Source organism: Pseudoalteromonas sp. BDTF-M6 (assembly GCF_018334135.1).
In the GTDB taxonomy this organism is placed as follows: Bacteria; Pseudomonadota; Gammaproteobacteria; order Enterobacterales; family Alteromonadaceae; genus Pseudoalteromonas.
The window spans coordinates 171,105-189,447 of sequence record NZ_JAGXTQ010000003.1 but is presented as its reverse complement, the minus strand read 5'-3'; the positions used below and the strand labels follow the sequence as shown (position 1 = coordinate 189,447).

The following is an 18,343-nucleotide window of genomic DNA, read 5'->3' as shown; positions in this document are numbered from 1 at the left end:
GCTTAACAAATAAAAATAGCCAAGGCATCTTCCTTGGCTATTTTATGAACCATAATAGGCGCGCTATTATGGATTCTTGTCGGTTGTTACAGTGATTTCAACAAAGTCACCTGAGGTGTTGCCCGCTGTATCGGTAAGCTCAACAAAGATATTAAAGTCCGTTGCGTTTACATCGAGTAGTGGGAAGCCTAAACCTGGGTCCCATTCAACGGTGAAGGCGCAGCTGTATTTGTTCGCTGCTGGGTCGCCAACGACGATATGACTAATTACATCAGTATCGTCAGTCGGATCATGGCGTGTGCAAGCAAGGTAGGTCTCGCCATCATAGGTACCGCCTGTATTCAACATACTAAAGTTACCACCATTTTGTCCATCAAGAACAGATGCCCCATCTATCGTTAAGGTTGAGAGTCTAGCATCGCGAACTGGGCTGGTATTAGCTATCTCAACAACGATTAGAGAGCTGGTTGCCATATCCATTTTCGCAGAGGGCAAAGATGGGGTGAATTCAATATGAGCTACGGCCATAGCTTCAAGGTCATCCTCGCCTTTGACGTGGTCATCATCATAACCATAAATGACCGCCTCATTCCGGTATAGGTCCCCATAGTAACCCTGAATATCGGTGATTGCTACAACACAGGATGCTGATTCGCCCGGCATGAGTGTAATTTCCTCGCTTAAAGCAACTCCATCAACAATACAATCATCCGAAATATCTGCTAGGCTGCCGATATACACTTTTGTCAATCCATCCAATTCATACTCAATGTCTGTAAGTTGGAAGAAGGTGACATCGTCCGCGGGCGAGGTATTGGTAAATTCGAACGTATAGTTAACGGTGCGATATGCATCCGCATTATCAGCCGTTTCCAGCACGCTTGATACGTCAGGCGTTTTAGTCAGTGAAATCATGGCATCAACATCACTAAACAGTAGTGTTGCTGGGTCATCATCAGTGGCTGTTTGATCCTCAGTGGTATCCCTTGCAACGGCAGTTACTTCGTTGTCGTGTTGATCTCCAAAGTTACCGGTTAATAGCTCAGTAAAGCTACAACTGACACTGCTGTTAAAGGCAATACTTGTGGACATGATGTCACAGTCACCTTCGAGCCGAGATAAGAGATCACCGTACACGTCATCTTCCAATGACTCCAAAGTCAGGGGTGAGTCATGGGCGCCCGATGTATTTTTGACCTCAATTCTGAACTCGACTGTACCACCTGGTTCAGGTATAGATGTTAACTCTACGGGATCTGCACCAAGACTCCAGATAGTTTTACTGACTTCTATGCTTGGGACATCATTCGTGATCTTAACAGCAACTACCTCAGAGCAGTTATCACCAGCTACAAGTGGGGCATCAAATGGATTACATGTATCATCACCTACGTCTGTACCACGGTTTTCACTGTCGGTGGCGCTAAAGCGGATAAAGTCAAAATAGTCTTCATCCCTAGGATCTGTGTCTCGTAAGTCGATATCATCTATTCTCACCCTAAAGGTACAAACCAGGGTAGGGCTTGAATTCGTCAGAGTTACAGGACTGCTACTTAGGTCCAATCTCCAGCAGGCATTAGCGGCATCGTAGCTGCCTGCGCCGAGCAAGGTCACATTGCCTAGAGTAGAATCGGTATCTGTATCATCTAAGTCAAAGGTATAAGGCCCTGGGTTGGCCGTGTCAGAAGATTTATATGTATCCGTAATATCGGTGATATTAACATTGGCGCCTGTTGGGTTACCGCTTGCATCCTGCGCTTTTTCGATTTTCACTGTGTACGTAAATAGACCGTAAGGTTCCTCCGCTGAAGATGGAGTAACAGTTTTGGTTACAGTTGCTGGGTCAGGCTCAACAAACACATCAATCGGGAAGTTGTCACACTTACACTTGGATTTGTTATTGGGCACCTGGCCATCATCAGCGCTACAGTTGTTACGTTCAATATTGTCCCACGCAGCACAATAATTGAAATCTGCCATACCATCTGGTGTTAGAGGCCCGTCACCATCTGGGTCTTCATCGGCACAAATCATGGTAAATTGAGCATTTTCCAAGATGTATTGATCATCAGTGAGGTCGGCTTTAGCGATATCGCCGCAGGCATCCCCATCGAGCTGCTGCGCTACATATGGGTTGCCGTTTGTGCCATCGGGAATAGGTAACAATCTGGAACAGGCTTGGTTATCCTGTGATATCACATCGGGATCTTGGCCTTCTTTTAAGGGCACATAAAAGGTTGTATCCCAGCGCTCGGCTGCATTAGCCCTTACCTTTACGTCAGCTACCAAGGTAAAGGTTTGGTTGAGGGTACAGGTCAAATCATTTGATATATATTTATGGCCCTCCTCGTCTACTAATACAATGCCTTTCGGAACTACTTCGGTGATTTCAACATCGTTGGCGGTACAATTCAAAGCTTCGCCAATGACGTCTTTCATGCCGGAACCTCCTCGTTGAACGTACTCATCCGCCATACAGTAGTTGGCTGTGGTGGCGGGGGTGAGCCAAATTGGGGAAGGAGGTATCTCATGTCCGGCGTGTGCGGGTGTGGTGCTAATGCCATATAGGCTAGCGGTGCTTATCAGGGCGACACCCAGGGCTCTGACAAGCTGCTTACAGTTAAATCGTTTCATAATCATGACCTCAGTCAATCGTTAATATTGATAAAACGTATGTAAGTGCGGCACTTTTAACTGCGGAATAAGGCTGGATTTCTAAAAAGTGTCCACTTTGCTTTTTACTACTTGTTTCGGCGTTTTTGCCGTGTCTAGCTACTGTCTATGGCGGCCCATATTTAAGTCGTGTCCATAGCGCAGAACCTTATCTGGTAGCGATATGAGCAAGCATTGCGCCAATGTTTTAAATGTATGTTTTTAAACGATTTTGTTGTATTTTTCGCTTTTTTCTGGAGGTGGGTGTTTCACAGCTGTAACACTGTGCGCAAAAAAGCAGCAGTTAAAATCTTGGAGGTGACAGATTAATTTAAATAATATCAATGAGTTAATTATATTTTGGTGCTGTTCAACAGGAGGTGAACAGTTACGAACACTTTGAGACAAAGTAGACCGATTGTTCTCGGAGATCTAAGGGACAGTGTCAAGACGCTAAGGGACTAGTTTAAAAATAAAATTGTGGGAGTTGTGCGGAGACTGACTTCGTGCTTTTTGATGGCAAAGCAGAGATAGCGCGTCGATGGCTTAGGGCAGCCAGTTCGCGCTATCAAAAAATGAGGTTATTCACCGGCCTCCTGGGCTGGAGCTGCAGCCAGCTCATTCAGTACGGCGGCAAAAGTCTCGTAACTTTGGGCGCCGACCAGCAAGGTCGGGTTAATTAGGTGACCGTCTTCAACCTTACCGACCAAAAAGCTGGGTGTACCGCGAATACCTAATGACGAGCCATAATTCATGTCCTGCTCTACCTTGGCCAGAACCGCTTCATCCTCAAGGCATTTAGTAAACTGGTCCATGTCTAAATCCAACTGCTCGGCGCTGCTTTGATACAACTCATCGCCCAGTTGACGCATGTTGTTAAACAACTGTTCACGCATCGGCCAGTAGGCGCCTTGTTGTAAACTACAGTTGGCCGCAATCGCCGCGCCCTTGGCTTGTTTATGGAACCCAAGCGGAAAATCGCGAGCAATATATTTCAACTTGCCCTTGTCAATAAAGTTGGCTCTGAGCTTGGTAAAGGTGGTGTCGACATAACGTTTGCAGTAGGGGCATTGGTAGTCGGAAAACTCGACGATGGCTAGGCCGGCACTCGCCTCACCAAGTTTTGCTAGTGCATCGTTATTATCAAAGTTTTCCTGTGTGGTCAGGGTCTTGTGTTTTGGCTGTTGCGAAGCCAGGGCGATGTTGTGAATGTCTTTGACCTGGCTGCCTATGGTCGCGAGTTGTTTTTTTAACTCACTCACTTCTTGTTTTAATGCGCTTAGTTCTTGCTCTACCTTATTCTGCTCGGTATTTTTTGCCTCTGCTTCACAGCCATTGAGTAAGAATAAAGCGATTAATAAGACGATATACTTGGGTATAAATGTTGACATGGGGTGGTCCTCTAGATTGCAACTTAGGTTTAGTTACAGCTTTATCTTGCACTTCTTAATTAAGCGATAAAAAGTCGTTCGCGAAATATTCAGCTCTCTAGCCGCCGCCGATATGTTGTAGTTATTCCTTCTAATCGCTGCGAGTATTAATTCGGTATCAATTTCAGTTCGATGTTTTACTAAATCGATCACCTCGGAGTTTTGTTTTGAAGATTTCGGTAAGGCTATGCCCATGTCCGTCTCGGTGATAACGTCATTTTCGCTCATGATAATGGCGCGCTGTATGCGATTTTTTAACTCGCGAACATTACCGGGCCAAGAATACTGTTCCATTGCCTGTAAGGCCCGGTCGCTAAAGCTGAATTGGTGATTTGGAGGAGTCAGCTTCGTTAAGCAATCATTGGCGAGCAAGGGGATATCGCTAATGTGGTTTCTTAAGCTGGGAATTTCCAACTGTATAATATTGATGCGGTAGTATAGATCTTCTCTAAATAATCCTTCCTCGACCGCATTTTCTAAATTTACATGAGTCGCAAAAATAATGCGGCAATCCACCTCGGTCGATGTGTTACCACCTAAACGCTCAATATAGTTTTCTTCAAGAAAATGCAGCAAATTAATCTGCAACTCCAAGGATAAATCGCCAATTTCATCGAGAAATAAAGTGCCTTTGTGGGCACGCTCGATGCGGCCAATATATTGCTTATTCGCTCCGGTGAAGGCGCCTTTTTCATGGCCAAAAAGCTCAGAGTGAATCAAGGTAGGCGGCAAGGCGCCACAGTTTACCGTGATAAAGGGGCCGTTACGTCGTGGCGATAGCGAATGAATATACTGTGCGCACAGTCCCTTACCCGTGCCGGTTTCTCCGCCTATGAGTATGGTCTCGTCGGTACCGGCGACCTTATTAAGGGTATCCTTGAGTTGCTGCATTTCTTTCGACTCACCAAAACAAATGCTGTTGGCCTTGGTTGAGGAGGCTCCTTGTTTGGAGCGCAGTTTGAGCTGCGCCATGCCGTAGATATGCCCCAGGGTATGATCAAGGCGCGCCCAGTCTACGGGGAGGTGATGATAATCTAAAAAGTAATCGGTAAAACAGTAGCTGATGTTGTCCAGCAGGCTGTCGCCGTCGCGAAACAGGGCCAGCCATAACAATGATTCTTGTCGTGCCGAAAGCTGTTTTACTGCTTTGAGTACCGCTTGTTGTTGGCTTTGTCCAACTAAGGCAATGGCGACGTAACAGCTGTGTTTTTCGAGAATCTTATAGGCACAATCAAGGCTGTTGGCATGGACAAAATGCCAGTTGGGTAGGTTCGTCCGTGAATCATTTAAGCATGTTTCATCGGTAAAATTTAATACCAATACATCACGCTCCATGTGGGTCGTTGTTGTATTGCGCTTACTCACACTAAACCCTTAGCTATGAGGCAATGTTATTGCGAGGTTGTTAGCTTAAAGTCTAGAAGAGCTGGGACTATTCGCAAGCAAGTAATGACGGGAGTTAGCGCTTGACAGTGGCCCTATATTGGACATTGGAGTTGGTACTTTCGCCTTATGCTGCATTTATACTGACGTGCACACTAGTTAAGCAATATTTGATATTAAAAAAAATAACCGAAGAGCTGTAATAAGGTGTAACAAATATTGATGTAGATCATTAAAAAAGCCCCAGATGGGGCTTTTTTAGCATGCTAACTATAATCAGATTAATTAGCGAGCGTTGGTGCTCTCAAAAATTTTGTCCGCAGAAGCGGCCACAAAACCCGTGTAGATTTCACCGTTTGGCTGCAAATAGCGCAGTGCAAACTCATAGAAGCAGCTTGGCACCGCAAATTCACCATCGCTGAACTGCACCTTGGCATCATCGGCAAGGGTCGAAGATTGCTCAAGGAGCACTTCCGGTGAGCCTTTGATCTCGCCACCTGAGGTGTTAAGGGCAAAGCCGGCATCTTTAAGCTTCTGGTTTACCTGCTCTATGGTGTCGAACTGAGCCAGGTGGTTAATGCTGACGGTGAAGTGGTTAGCACGGTAGCCCCAGGCCGCCATCCAGGCCGCATACTCACTCTCGGCAAGCAGTGCCTTGTAGGTTTCATGGCTCACCTGCCAATGTGTACCCGAGTACAAGAAGTTATCAGCGGTCACGGCGGCTTCATCGATTTGGTCGACCATCTCATGAACGACTTTTTGTAGATCTTCAGAGCACTGTTCAACTAATAGCTCTGAGATAAACACCTTAGGTTGAGTTGGGTCTTCATGTTCGAAGTGCTTAGCGTACAGCTTTTTAGCTTCGAAGTGATACTCACCGCACTCTTTGTAACCCACGGCTAAAAAATGGGCGGCTAGTTTCTCTAAACCTACTTTGGGCAGGTTGAAGGTACGCAGGGCAATATGATCGTTGATCACATCGTCTTGCTGCGTTGAACCTAATAGCTCATGAACTTTTACCGCTGAAGGTGTTACTTCAAGGTAGTTGTCCCACAGCTTTTCAAATAATGTATTTACATCGTTATGCATGTTTTTTCCTTAACGCATGTGCGCGTGAATTATTCTCTATTAAAGCATTAAGCCCGGCGCTAATTTTTCTGGTAACGTGCTTTTCGGCGCTTCCACAGAAGCCACAGGATAAGCACAGTAATCTGCTGCATAGTAGGCACTCGCACGGTGGTTACCACTGGCGCCGATACCACCAAATGGAGCGGCACTTGAGGCTCCAGTGATTGGACGGTTCCAGTTAACAATACCGGCGCGAATGCGCTTTAAGAAATAATCATAATCGTCTTGTGAGTCGCCAAGCAGACCCGCAGACAGACCGAATGAGGTGTTGTTGGCCTCATTAATCGCACTGTCGAAATCGCTGTAGCGATATACCTTTAACAGTGGACCAAAGTGCTCTTCATCGGCCATGGTGATATTTGATACATCGACGATACCCGGGCTGACAAAGCCGGTGTTCTCATCAAGGTGCTTCATCTCCAGTAACGAGGTTGCGCCTTGGGCGATCAATTGCTCGTAGGCCGAGCGCATGCCCGCCGCCGCTTTTTTGCTGATCATGGCGCCCATAAATGGCTGCTCGTCGGCAAAGCTGTCACCGATTTGGATGTTTTTAGTGACGGCAATCAAGCGCTCGATAATGGCATCGCCTTGCGCACCTTGCTCGATAAACAAGCGACGCGCACAGGTACAACGCTGGCCTGAAGTAATAAAGGCCGATTGCACAATATCATGCACCGTAGCGTCGATATCGCTTACGCCTTTAATGATCAGCGGGTTATTGCCGCCCATCTCCAGTGCTAAAATCTTGCCCGGATGACCGCCAAACTGCTGATGCAGTAAATGACCGGTCTGCGAGCTGCCGGTGAAAAACAGGCCGTCGATATCCTGATGTGACGCCAACGCCTTACCTGTGTCTACTTCACCTTGTACCAGGTTAATCACACCCGCAGGCAAGCCGGCCTTCAGCCACAATTCAAGCGTGTGCTGCGCTACTTTGGGCGTTAGGTCAGAAGGTTTAAACACCACGGTATTACCGGCAAGAATAGCGGGTACAATATGACCGTTGGGCAGGTGGCCCGGGAAGTTATAGGGGCCGAATACCGCAACCACGCCATGAGGCTTGTGGCGAATAAAGGCCTGAGCGCCGGGCATGGGGTTTTCAACCGTGCCGGTACGCTCATTGTAGGCCTTGATTGAGATAGCAATCTTGCCGGTCATGGCGCCCACTTCGGTGCGGGTTTCCCACAGTGGCTTACCGGTTTCTTCGGCGATGGTGGTCGCTAAGGCTTCGCTGTTTTCTTTAAGCTGTTCAACAAAACGCTCCAATAGCGCGATACGCTCTTCGAGATCGGTTTGTGCCCAGGCGAATTGCGCCTTACGCGCGCTCTTTACCGCCGCGTTTACCTGCTCGGCACTGGCGCCTTGGCCGTGCCAGATTTCAGTGTTTTTACTTGGGTTGGTTGATGAAAACGCAGGGCCTTGGCCCGCAACCCATTCGTTATTAATTAATTGCACTTGCATAGCCATTCCTTAACGACTAGATAGCGCGAAAAAGCGCACTGAATCGCCCTGGGACACCCCAAGGGTCTGTGCGGTTTGCGCATTTAAATAAAGTTGATGCTTAATATCACAGTATTGTACGGCATCGCTAAATATAGCCCTGAAATCGCCAACCTTGTCATTACATATGGCCCAGGTGGTGCCCTGAGGACGCAAATCCTCTTTGATCAGCACAGGGCATACCTTGGATTGGCGTACCGTGTTGATATTACCCAGCTTGGCTTCCACCGTGGGACCCGCGTCGAACAGATCAACGTAACCGCGGTGCTCAAAGCCTTCGCGTTGCAATAAACGCAGGGCAGGGGCGGTGTTTTCATGTACTTCACCAATCACGGCTTGTGCTTGCGGGCTCAATAGGCTGACGTAAATCGGGTATTTTGGCATCAGCTCACTGATAAAGGTTTTATCCCCTAAGCCCACCAGGTGATCCGCCTGTGGGAATTCGATGGAGAAAAAGTGCTGCTGTAACCAGTGCCAAAACGGCGAATGCCCTTGTTCATCGCTCACCCCACGCATCTCGGCGATAATGGTGTCGCTAAAGCGGTCACTGTGCTCGGCCATAAATAAAAAGCGAATGCGTGATAAAAAGCGACCGGTTAATCCACGGCGGTAATTTTCACGTAAAAACAGCGTACATATTTCCGAGCAGCCGGTGTAATCGTTGCACATGGACAGGGTGTCAACGCTGTTGTAAACGCCCAGGCTGGGGCTGTGATGCACCGAGGTCGAAACGCGGTAGTGATACAAGGGCACCGACATGCCCACCGCCGCTTCAATGCCTGTGGTACCGACGATTTCGCCGTTGTCTGTGTCTTCTAACACAAACAAATAGCCTTCATCGCCAGGACCATTGACCTGCTTATTGAAGCTGGCCTCGGCACGGGCGATTTTGGCCTGCAACAGGTCATCATCGACGGGCAAAGAAGTAAAGCCGTGCCCTGACTCGGTGGCTATTTGTTTTAAAGCGGCGAAATCATCGCCGCGTATAGGTCGTAAAACTAGCATAAGATAATTTGTCGCTAGCGGCTGTCACTTAGCAGCAACAACCTGAGCAACCGCCTTTTCAAAGCGCGCCAAACCTTCTTTGATATCCGCTTCTGGGATCACAAGAGAAGGAGTAAAGCGTACTACATCCATGCCCGCAACTAGGCTCATTAGGCCGTTGTCCATTGAGGCATTAAGGAAATCACGGGCACGGCCCTTGTAGTCTTCGTTCAATACCGCACCCAGTAGTAGGCCCTGACCGCGAACTTCGCTGAACACCTTGTATTTGTCGTTGATGGCAGCCAGGCCGTCGCGGAACATCTGCTCACGTACCTTTACACCCTCAAGAACCTCAGGAGTATTAACCGTATCGAAGGCGGCTTCGGCAACGGCACAGGCCAGCGGGTTACCGCCGTAGGTTGAGCCGTGAGTACCTGGCTTTAGGTGCTCGGCGATCTCGGTAGTGGTTAGCATGGCACCGATAGGGAAGCCACCGCCTAGGGCCTTGGCCGTGCTCAGGATATCTGGTGTTACACCCAGACCTTGGTAAGCGTATAGGTGACCTAAGCGGCCAACGCCGGTTTGCACTTCATCAAAGATAAGCAGGGCATTGTGCTTATCACATAACTCGCGCACGCCTTTTACGAAATCCGCTTCTGGGGCGATGATGCCGCCTTCACCCTGCAGTGGCTCCATCATCACGGCGCAGGTGTTGTCGTCGATTAGCGACTTGAATGTTTCCAGGTCATTGTAATCACAGTGTACGATATCGCCCGGCTTAGGACCGAAACCATCAGAGTAAGCGGCTTGACCACCCACGGTCACGGTGAAGAAGGTACGACCGTGGAAGCCCTTGTTAAAGGCTATGATCTTAGATTTTTCTGCACCGAACTTATCCAGTGCCCAGCGACGTGCCAGCTTTAGCGCTGCTTCGTTGGCTTCGGCACCCGAGTTGGCGTAGTACACCTTATCGGCAAAGGTGGCATCGGTTAGCTTTTTAGCTAGACGCAGCGCCGGCTCGTTGGTCATCACATTAGCAAGGTGCCAGATTTTCTCGCCTTGCTCTTTCAAAGCGCCAACCAGAGCCGGGTGACAATGGCCTAAACAGTTAACGGCGATACCACCGGCAAAGTCGATAAACTCGTTACCTTGCTGATCCCATACGCGAGAGCCTTCGCCCTTAACCGGGATAACCTCTGACGGGTTGTAGTTAGGTACCATTACTTCATTAAATAGTTCGCGGTTTACTTGCATGACACACCTTCAAAATGAGAGAGCGGCTCGAATTTAGGGGCCGCTTATAAGAGTCGATTGTTATAGTCATTATATTGACCGCTTAAGCATTAAATTTGCAGTGTCATATTGATAAATTTGCGTATAATCTCTATCAAAATGACGAAAATGGTAATCATAATGATAAATTCACAAGACGAAAAGCTCCTGGCCATGCTCAGAACCAATGCCCGCGCCAGCATCTCGGATCTCGCCCGCGCGTTAGACTTGTCACGCTCTACGGTGCAAAGCCGCATGCAGAAGCTTGAGGAAAGCGGAGTAATTAAAGGGTACAGCGTTGAATATGGTGATGCGTATTTATCCGCCATGGTGTCCGCCCATGTGTCTATTAAGGTGAAGCAAAAACTCACCACCAAAACGAATGTCGAACTTAAGCATATTGATGCCATTACCGAACTCTATGCCATCAGTGGTGAATACGATCTAATCGCTGTGGTGCAGGCGCAAAGTTTGGAAAAGCTCAGCCATCTGCTTGATGATATAGGTAACCTAGATGGGGTAGAGCGCACCACCTCATCGGTGATTTTGGAGACCAAGTTTAAGCGCTAACAACGAAAGTGAATGATTTTTGTCCGTTTAGCGCCATATTTGGTCGTAATTCGTACCAAAGTAGTAAAATTTGTAAATAGGTGTAAATACCATATTGAGTCTTTGTGTACCTGTATTGTAGATTTCTGAACTTCATTTTCCAATGAAGGTACATAAATGAATAATAATATTAAAATCAGCGCACTAGCTAGCGCCATTTTGCTAGCTGTTAGCGGCTGTGGAAGTGACAGTAACAAGGACAAAAAAGCAGTAGATACGGCGCCTAAAGCGGGCCAGGTTAGCATCGAAGGTGCTAAGCAATGGCAGCCGATGGATGCGGTACTTATCGCTCACGATCAGGATGGTGATGCGATATCTTTAACTTTTTATGAAGACGGTGAAGCGGTCAGCGGCGACAACGGCGTTTATAATTTCTCTCATGGTATTTTAGAGCTGGGCGATGATAAAGCCATGGCTTACACATCTTTAAGCGGTGCCGACGCGGTGATTAACTATGATGTAACCGCCAATGGCAAAACCTCCTCCGGCAGCATCACCATAAGCGGTGTTCAGGGCGATCCCCTGGCCAGCGAGCAGTGGCACCTGCACAACCGAGCGCAAAAGGCCTTTTCACAAAGCGACGCCTTTAAAGAGCAATTAGCTTGGCTGAACGGTTACCAAGACGAAGAACAAAAAGCGGATTACTTCGCCCGCCTGGACGGTTACTTTGAAACCACTCGCACCGCCGGTGAAGACATGAATGTGCTTGAAGCCTATAAACTAGGTGTCACCGGTAAGGGCACCATTGCCGTTGTGGTCGACCAGGGTGTTGAAATTGGTCACGAAGACCTGCGCGATAACGTGCTGGCGTTTCGTTCTTTAAACCTGCGCGAAGGCGCATTGGATCCAACCAACCCAACCATTACCCACAGTAAAACAGCCAGTCATGGTACGGCGGTGGCCGGCCTGATTGCCGCCAAAGCGCATAATGGTATCGGTGGCCGTGGTGTGGCACCGGACGCGGGCCTTATCTCCATCAACTATCTGGACGTTCAAGATCAAGGTGCGGCTCACATCAGTAGCTTGATCAGCGGTTTGCCGGCCAGCGGTATTCAGGCTCATGAGAACGTGGTGTTTAACCGCAGTTACGGCTATAACCCGCCAGCCTTCTTACCGGAAGACCCGATTGACGAGGCCAACATGGCCTATGCCACTCAGGTACTGCGTGATGGTAAAGGAGCATTGAGCATCAATGCCGCCGGTAACGACTTTGAAGAAGGCCGTCACAATGGTAATTACTGCGCCGCTTCGGGTGTTAACGATCTTGGCTTAAGCTGTATCGACCTCAACGTGGCTCAGGCTAACCGTAGCCTGCACAATGTCTCGGTTGCGGCGTTGCAGGCCAATGGTCAACGTTCTAGCTACTCCATTGCCGGTAGTGCCATGTTTATTTCCGCCCCAGGCGGTGAAGGTGGTAACTGGGAGCCGGCCATGGTGACCACGGATGAGATGACCTGTTTAGAAGGCGGCTCAAGCCTGGCGAGCATGGACATGTATGAGCGTTATTGGGGTGTACCTGCGTCTTTCCTTAGCGGCTACTTTAACTTCGACTTCCCGGGTCACCCTATGAACCCGAACTGTCATTACACCAACTCAATGAACGGTACCTCATCGGCGGCGCCAAACACCTCGGGTGTGGTTGCCCTGATCATGGACGCAAACCCGGATCTTACGGCCCGTGATATTGAGCATATCCTGGCTACCACGGCGACCAAAAACGACCCAGAGAACGAAAAGGTCGTGCTAAGCACGGCTAATGGCGACTTTGTTGCCCACGATGGTTGGGTGGAAAATGCTGCCGGTTATCACTTCAATAACTTCTATGGTTTTGGTCGTGTCGACGCCGGTGCGGCGGTGAAAATGGCCTTAAACTATGACGTTAATTTAGGCGAGCGTGAGCAAACGCCTTGGATCGGTGCCGGGGTACAGGCAGAGCAGGACTCTTTGAATCTGACCATTGCGGATAACAATGCCGAGGGAGCCACCCACAGCATCGATGTGGCCGATGACATGACCATCGAAGCCATGCAATTTAGCTTTACCATTGCGAATGCGGAAATGCGCTCGGATTACTCTCACCCGGACATTCCAGGCTTTATCCAAAGCTCGGCCGGCAGCGATATGGCCATCGAGGTGACCTCACCCAGTGGTACACGCAGCGTAGTGCTTGCTTCACACCATGCCCAGCTTTACCCGGCATTGCAGTCTGATTACACCTTTGCGCAAGGCTATGTTCATTTGCCTTCGGTACACTTCCGTTCAAATGCTTTTTATGGTGAAAATGCCAAGGGTACCTGGACATTAAAAGTCGTAGATACCGCGGCACCGCAGCAGGTTGCCTTTAGTGCGGGAGGCGCATTAAGCGTGGTCTTCCCGAACACCGCCGAGTCTGTCCTAGAAGGATGGGGCTTGCGTGTAACTGGTCATAAATAAGGAGCACTATGATGATGAAACTAACTACTCTAGCTATGGCGTTAGGCGTCATGACCCTGGCTCCTGCCCAGGCCGCGGGCCCGCAGGCTGATTTTAAGAAGCCTGTAAAGCAAACGCCAACCATCACGGCCGATGTACCCAGCATTCGTGCTGCGGATTTGGGCACCAAAACCAGCATCGGTCTGTTCGAAAAAGTCGACAATATGCGCAGCGTGCCTGTGTATCTGGCCGATCCGGCTAATACCATCAGTGTGCAGGGCGATACCGCTTTTGTGCAGGCACCAAGAACGACCATCGAGCAATCTCAGCCGGGCCTGTGGGCCGGTGATGTGGTACGTCATGCCTTACAAGGTGACTATGCCAGTGTATCGGGTAATCTGATCATTATCGCTGGTGAGCACCTGGAGACGGTTTTGGCTCAGCACCAACTGAAGTTACTTAAAGAGTTTGCTAACGGCACCGCCTTGGTGGCGCCGTTGCAGGCGGTTGAGTTAACCGAGCTAAATAAGGCGCTTAAGTCTTCGCCTTTGGTGAAGGCCAGTAAGTTGGAGATCTTAGGCAAGCGCGTAGAAGCTTTCTAATCCTTTTTTGTGAGTCAAGCCCCGTTAATCGGGGCTTTTTTTATGGCTGATAATAAGCTCGCCATCCATATGCACATCCCGTTGTGGGAAGGCAATCACCACGTCCTGGGCGGCAAATTTTGCACAGATAGCAAAGCGAATATCACTCTTTACCTTGCGTACGCTGGCTTCGGCCTCGGCGTTAACCCAAAATACCGCATCAAATACCAGGGCATTATCACCAAAGTCCGCAAAGATAACCGTGGGCACTGGGGTTTTCAGTACCGCCTGGTTTTCGTTTAACACCTCATTGATCAATTTGGCGACCAGGTTAACATCGCTGCCATAGGCGACACCAACGCGCACATTGGTTCTGGCCATGGTGTCGATCAGTGTCCAGTTAGTAACCGTATTTTCAAGCAGTTGACTGTTGGGCACCAGCATATGTACACCGTCGCTGCGGCGAATACGGGTGGAGCGGGTATTGATGGTTTCCACCACGCCTTTGGCATCACCGACCTCTAAAAAGTCACCGATGCGTATGGGGCGCTCCCAAATTAGGATCCAGCCGCTGATAAAGTTATTAATAATATTCTGCGCGCCAAAGCCTACGCCTATGGCCACCGCACCCGAGACAAAGGCAAAGGCGGTGAGAGGAATATTGAGTACTTCTAAGGTGGTGAAGACGATGATAACAACGCACAGCACCAGGTAGATGCGCTTAAACAGCAGTGCGGCGTCCGGGCCTATGCGTTTACTGATGATTTTGTTGTGGATCAGCTTGCCAACATAGCGCACCAAAACCCACACCACTAATATAATCAATGGAATTTGGATCAGCTTGGCAACGGTGAATTCCGAGCCGCCGTAACTGAACACCACGGTCTGTAGCGCTTGCGTGAGTTTTTCTAGAAAAGGGCTATTTAACAAAGTCGTATCCTTTTTATTTTCTTATTATAGGTCAACAAGAACCGAATCGATTTATTCTTTCTTATCCATTACTTCCAGTTGCTGCTCATCCAGTTTAAAGACATAGATATTGCGGCCTATGCCCTTAAACTCTTCGTCGGCGATAACCACCGTGTTGTTGTCATAAAAGGTCACCGCTTCTTTTTGTGTGACTATGCCGAGGTTGACTTTTTGCACCTCGCCGGAGAAAAAGTTATCCCCCTGCCAGTTTTTAAACAACCAGAGATCGGTGGAGTCGAGCAGGGCCAGGGTGCTGCGGTCCGGGCTCATGGCCGCCGAGGTGACCCAGCAAAGTTTCTCCGCCGTGGTACAGGTTTTAAAGGAGCCGATAAACTCTGCCTCGTAGTTGTCGGCATGGTTGCCGATGCGGTAGAGATTGGTTTTACCATCGAAAGGCTGGGTACGGTTTTTGGTAAATAAGTACAGCTTATGCTTGTATTCGACAAAGGCCTCTAAATCGAAGTTTTTCCGCTCCGGCGTCAGCGGCTCCTCCCACAATTCTTTATAGGTGAACTTAATGATCTCGGCAAAGGCCTTGCCGGATTTAATATCGATGGGGTTTTCTATCTTATAAATGGTCAGCCAGCGGCGTTCGTGTTTATTGTTGCCAAAATCACCTAAAAAGAAATGGCCAAACTCGTTTTGGGTCATGTCTTCCCAGTCGATATTTTTAGCATTGGTGACTTCGATGCGTTGCTGTATTTTACCCTGTTCGTCGACCTGATATAGATAGGGGCCGTCGCCACCGTCATTAATGGCCCATAAACGCCCACGTTTATCGAACTCAATACCGGAGACTTCTTTTAATTGCGGATCCAGGGTGACAAATTTGTGCTGATAAAGATGATAGATCAGGTAAGAGGCGATGGCCCCCAGTACTAAAATGGAGACAGCGCTGATAAAAACGAACGACTTTTTAAGCATAACAACACCAGAAGAATCAACGCCCTATAGTATAACAACAGGGGGGTGGATATGCTTGTATGTAAATGTAAAAAAACGCGGCCAGATGACCGCGTTTTGTAAATTTAGCTTGGCTGACTAACGCTTACTCGGCGTTACCATCTACCAGACCACGGCGCTTAAGCAGCGCGTCTGTGGTTGGTTGTTGGCCACGGAACTCGATGTAGCTTTGCATCAAGTCGCGGCTGTTACCGCGAGATAGTACCTCTTTACGGTAGTGATCACCGTTTTTACGGCTTAGGCCACCTTCGTTTTGCATATGGGCGAACGAGTCGGCCGCAAACACTTCGGTCCACAGGTAAGCGTAGTAACCCGCGCTGTAGCCACCGGCAAAGATATGGCTGAAGTAACAGCTCTTGTAACGTGCCGGTGCCGGGTAGTAGTCGATGCCGTGACGAGCCAGGGCATTTTTCTCAAACGCGGCCACATCATCGATTTGCGTGCCAGGGGCAATAGAATGCCATTCCATATCAAGTAGTGCTGCAGCAAGGTATTCTGTGGTATCGAAACCTTGGTTAAAGGTGTGTGATTCCAATAGCTTATTTAACAGCTCTTGAGGAATTGGCTCACCTGTTTGGTAGTGCTTGGCATAGTTGGCCAACACGCTCGGCTCGATATTCCAGTCTTCGTTCGCCTGTGATGGGAACTCTACGAAGTCGCGCGCGGTCGCTGTACCGGCCAATGACGGGTATTTCACGTCAGAGAACAGGCCGTGAATGGCATGACCAAACTCATGGAACATGGTGGTCACTTCCGAGAAGGTCATCAGCGTAGGCTGGCCTTCTGCCGGTTTAGGAATATTCTGCGCATTGTAAATAACCGGCTTGGTGCCTTGCAGGTGGTTTTGACCTACGTAAGCACTCATCCAGGCACCGCCACGCTTACCTTCACGGGCGTATGGGTCGAGGTAGAATAGGCCGATAGAGCTGCCATCTTCGTTGAATACTTCCCATACGAATACGTCTTCATGATAGGTAGGTAAGTCGTTACGCTCTTTCATGGTGATGCCATATAGCTTGTTCATGGCGAAGAACAAACCATCGTTGATCACTGTGTTCATTTCAAAATACGGCTTAACCAGGCTGGCGTCGATGTTGTAAAGCTCTGCACGTACCTTGGCACCATAGTAAGCCCAGTCCCACGGTTGTAGTTCGAAGTCTTTACCATCTTTTTCAATTGCAGCTTGAATAAGCTCGGCTTCTTGCTTGGCTTTAGCCACGGCTTTTGGTGCCAAGTCGTCAAGCATGGTGAACACGGCTTCAGGTGTTTTCGCCATGCGGTCGTCAAGCTGATAGTGAGCCCATGATTCAAAGCCTAAAAGCTGCGCTTTTTCGGCGCGTAGCTGCGCTTCTTCAATGGCGATAGGGCCATTGGTCTTTTGCGCACGCTCAGACGATGTACGCCATACTTTTTCACGTAGCTCACGGTTTTCAAGGCTGGTAAGGATTGGCTGGCGCGTGGTGTTTACCAGGGTGATCATGTAGCCATCTTTACCGGCTTTTTCCGCCGCTGCTTTTAGGCTGGCGATGTCATCGTCGCTCAGACCCGCAAGTTCGGCCTTGTCGCTCACTAAGATGGTGTCTTCTTTAAACGACTTCATGATGTTTTGTGAGAACTGTGTGCTTAGCTTAGACAGATCACCGTTGATTTCACGCATGCGTTGCTTTTGCTCTTCATTAAGCTTGGCACCGGCACGTACGAACTGCTTGTAGTAGTAATCAACCAGACGCTGATCTTCTTTTGACAGTGCGTCCTTAGCATCGTATACGGCGGCAACGCGATCAAACAGGGCTTTGTTTAGGAAGATATTGTCACGGTGCTCGGCGAAAATAGGCGCCATCTTGGTGTTGATGCGCTGATATTCGTCGTCGGAGATAAGGCCAGACAGGTTAGAAAACGCAGCACGGGTGCGCTTTAAAATAGTACCCGATTGCTCCATCGCCACCAGGGTATTTTCAAATGTAGGCGCATCTGGGTTGTTAGCAATGGCATCGATTTCAATGCGTTGCTCTTTAATACCGGCATCGAAAGCCGGCTCATATAACTCGGTGCCGATTTTATCGAATTCTGGCGCCATATAAGGCAGAGGGCTTTTGCTTAGAAATAGGTTTTCTTGGGCTACTTGTTGTGTTGCCGGTGCTTTTGCAGAGGCTTGAGTTTGGTTGTTGCTTGGTTGCTCGCTACAGGCGGCCAATAAAGTGGTGGCGCTAAGGGCGGCAGCAATAACGGATAAACGCATCGTTTACTCCAAATGTTGTTAATGTTGTGTTGTTATGGTTCGCTGGTAGAGCTGTGCATGTCGGGGAGGGCGATTAATCGTTTTAGAGACCCGGCCATGCCCGTGTCAGCAACCTTGGGGAACCTACGAGGGGAACACAGTTCAATGGCGCTGACATCCTTATACCAAAACAACCACATTACTGTGGATAAGGCCGAACGACAAGTAACTTGACCTTATTT

The 18,343-nt window shown here is 48.8% G+C and carries 13 protein-coding genes; 3 read left to right on the top strand and 10 right to left on the bottom strand.

Features of this window, described 5'->3' with window-relative positions:
* Positions 1 to 66 precede the first annotated feature (66 nt).
* The 7 genes from KD147_RS08035 to KD147_RS08005 form a co-directional block, all read right to left on the bottom strand.
* Positions 67 to 2,439: a hypothetical protein gene (locus KD147_RS08035; protein ID WP_212547466.1), complete on the bottom strand. Its 2,373-nt coding sequence runs from the start codon at positions 2,437 to 2,439 to the stop codon at positions 67 to 69.
* Between the two features lie 794 nt (positions 2,440 to 3,233).
* A complete protein-coding gene (locus tag KD147_RS08030) occupies positions 3,234 to 4,043 on the bottom strand; it encodes a thioredoxin domain-containing protein (RefSeq protein ID WP_212547465.1) in 810 nt (269 codons plus the stop codon).
* A gap of 33 nt (positions 4,044 to 4,076) precedes the next feature.
* Positions 4,077 to 5,447 (bottom strand): sigma-54 dependent transcriptional regulator, encoded by a 1,371-nt coding sequence (locus KD147_RS08025; RefSeq protein ID WP_349304679.1) that lies wholly within the window; start codon positions 5,445 to 5,447, stop codon positions 4,077 to 4,079.
* A 303-nt stretch (positions 5,448 to 5,750) separates the two neighbouring features.
* Positions 5,751 to 6,554 (bottom strand): DUF1338 domain-containing protein, encoded by an 804-nt coding sequence (locus tag KD147_RS08020; protein WP_212547464.1) that lies wholly within the window; start codon positions 6,552 to 6,554, stop codon positions 5,751 to 5,753.
* A 39-nt stretch (positions 6,555 to 6,593) separates the two neighbouring features.
* Positions 6,594 to 8,054 (bottom strand): succinylglutamate-semialdehyde dehydrogenase, encoded by a 1,461-nt coding sequence (gene astD, locus KD147_RS08015; RefSeq protein WP_212547463.1) that lies wholly within the window; start codon positions 8,052 to 8,054, stop codon positions 6,594 to 6,596.
* A gap of 9 nt (positions 8,055 to 8,063) precedes the next feature.
* Positions 8,064 to 9,098 carry an arginine N-succinyltransferase gene (gene astA, locus KD147_RS08010; protein ID WP_105254625.1) on the bottom strand — a complete coding sequence of 345 codons (1,035 nt, stop codon included), beginning with the start codon at positions 9,096 to 9,098 and terminating at the stop codon, positions 8,064 to 8,066.
* Between the two features lie 24 nt (positions 9,099 to 9,122).
* Positions 9,123 to 10,331 (bottom strand): aspartate aminotransferase family protein, encoded by a 1,209-nt coding sequence (locus tag KD147_RS08005; protein ID WP_212547462.1) that lies wholly within the window; start codon positions 10,329 to 10,331, stop codon positions 9,123 to 9,125.
* 159 nt (positions 10,332 to 10,490) lie between these two features.
* On the opposite strand from KD147_RS08005, the gene KD147_RS08000 reads away from it, so the two are divergent.
* The 3 genes from KD147_RS08000 (at position 10,491) to KD147_RS07990 (ending at position 13,972) form a co-directional block, all read left to right on the top strand.
* Entirely contained in the window at positions 10,491 to 10,919 is a 429-nt protein-coding gene (locus tag KD147_RS08000) for an Lrp/AsnC family transcriptional regulator (protein ID WP_105254627.1), read from the top strand.
* 156 nt (positions 10,920 to 11,075) lie between these two features.
* On the top strand, positions 11,076 to 13,391 hold the full coding sequence (locus tag KD147_RS07995) for a S8 family serine peptidase (RefSeq protein WP_212547461.1): 2,316 nt from the start codon (positions 11,076 to 11,078) through the stop codon (positions 13,389 to 13,391).
* 8 nt (positions 13,392 to 13,399) lie between these two features.
* Positions 13,400 to 13,972, top strand: coding sequence for a serine protease external chaperone (locus tag KD147_RS07990; RefSeq protein ID WP_158678908.1), 573 nt, complete (start codon positions 13,400 to 13,402; stop codon positions 13,970 to 13,972).
* Between the two features lie 24 nt (positions 13,973 to 13,996).
* Here the strand turns inward: KD147_RS07990 and KD147_RS07985 are convergent, their stop codons facing one another.
* The 3 genes from KD147_RS07985 to KD147_RS07975 all read right to left on the bottom strand — a co-directional run bounded on the left by KD147_RS07985 (position 13,997) and on the right by KD147_RS07975 (position 18,122).
* Positions 13,997 to 14,881 (bottom strand): mechanosensitive ion channel family protein, encoded by an 885-nt coding sequence (locus KD147_RS07985; RefSeq protein WP_105254629.1) that lies wholly within the window; start codon positions 14,879 to 14,881, stop codon positions 13,997 to 13,999.
* Positions 14,882 to 14,932: 51 nt separating this feature from the next.
* Positions 14,933 to 15,844 carry a hypothetical protein gene (locus KD147_RS07980; RefSeq protein WP_105254630.1) on the bottom strand — a complete coding sequence of 304 codons (912 nt, stop codon included), beginning with the start codon at positions 15,842 to 15,844 and terminating at the stop codon, positions 14,933 to 14,935.
* Positions 15,845 to 15,968: 124 nt separating this feature from the next.
* Entirely contained in the window at positions 15,969 to 18,122 is a 2,154-nt protein-coding gene (locus tag KD147_RS07975; protein WP_212547460.1) for a M3 family metallopeptidase, read from the bottom strand.
* Positions 18,123 to 18,343: the final 221 nt, after the last annotated feature.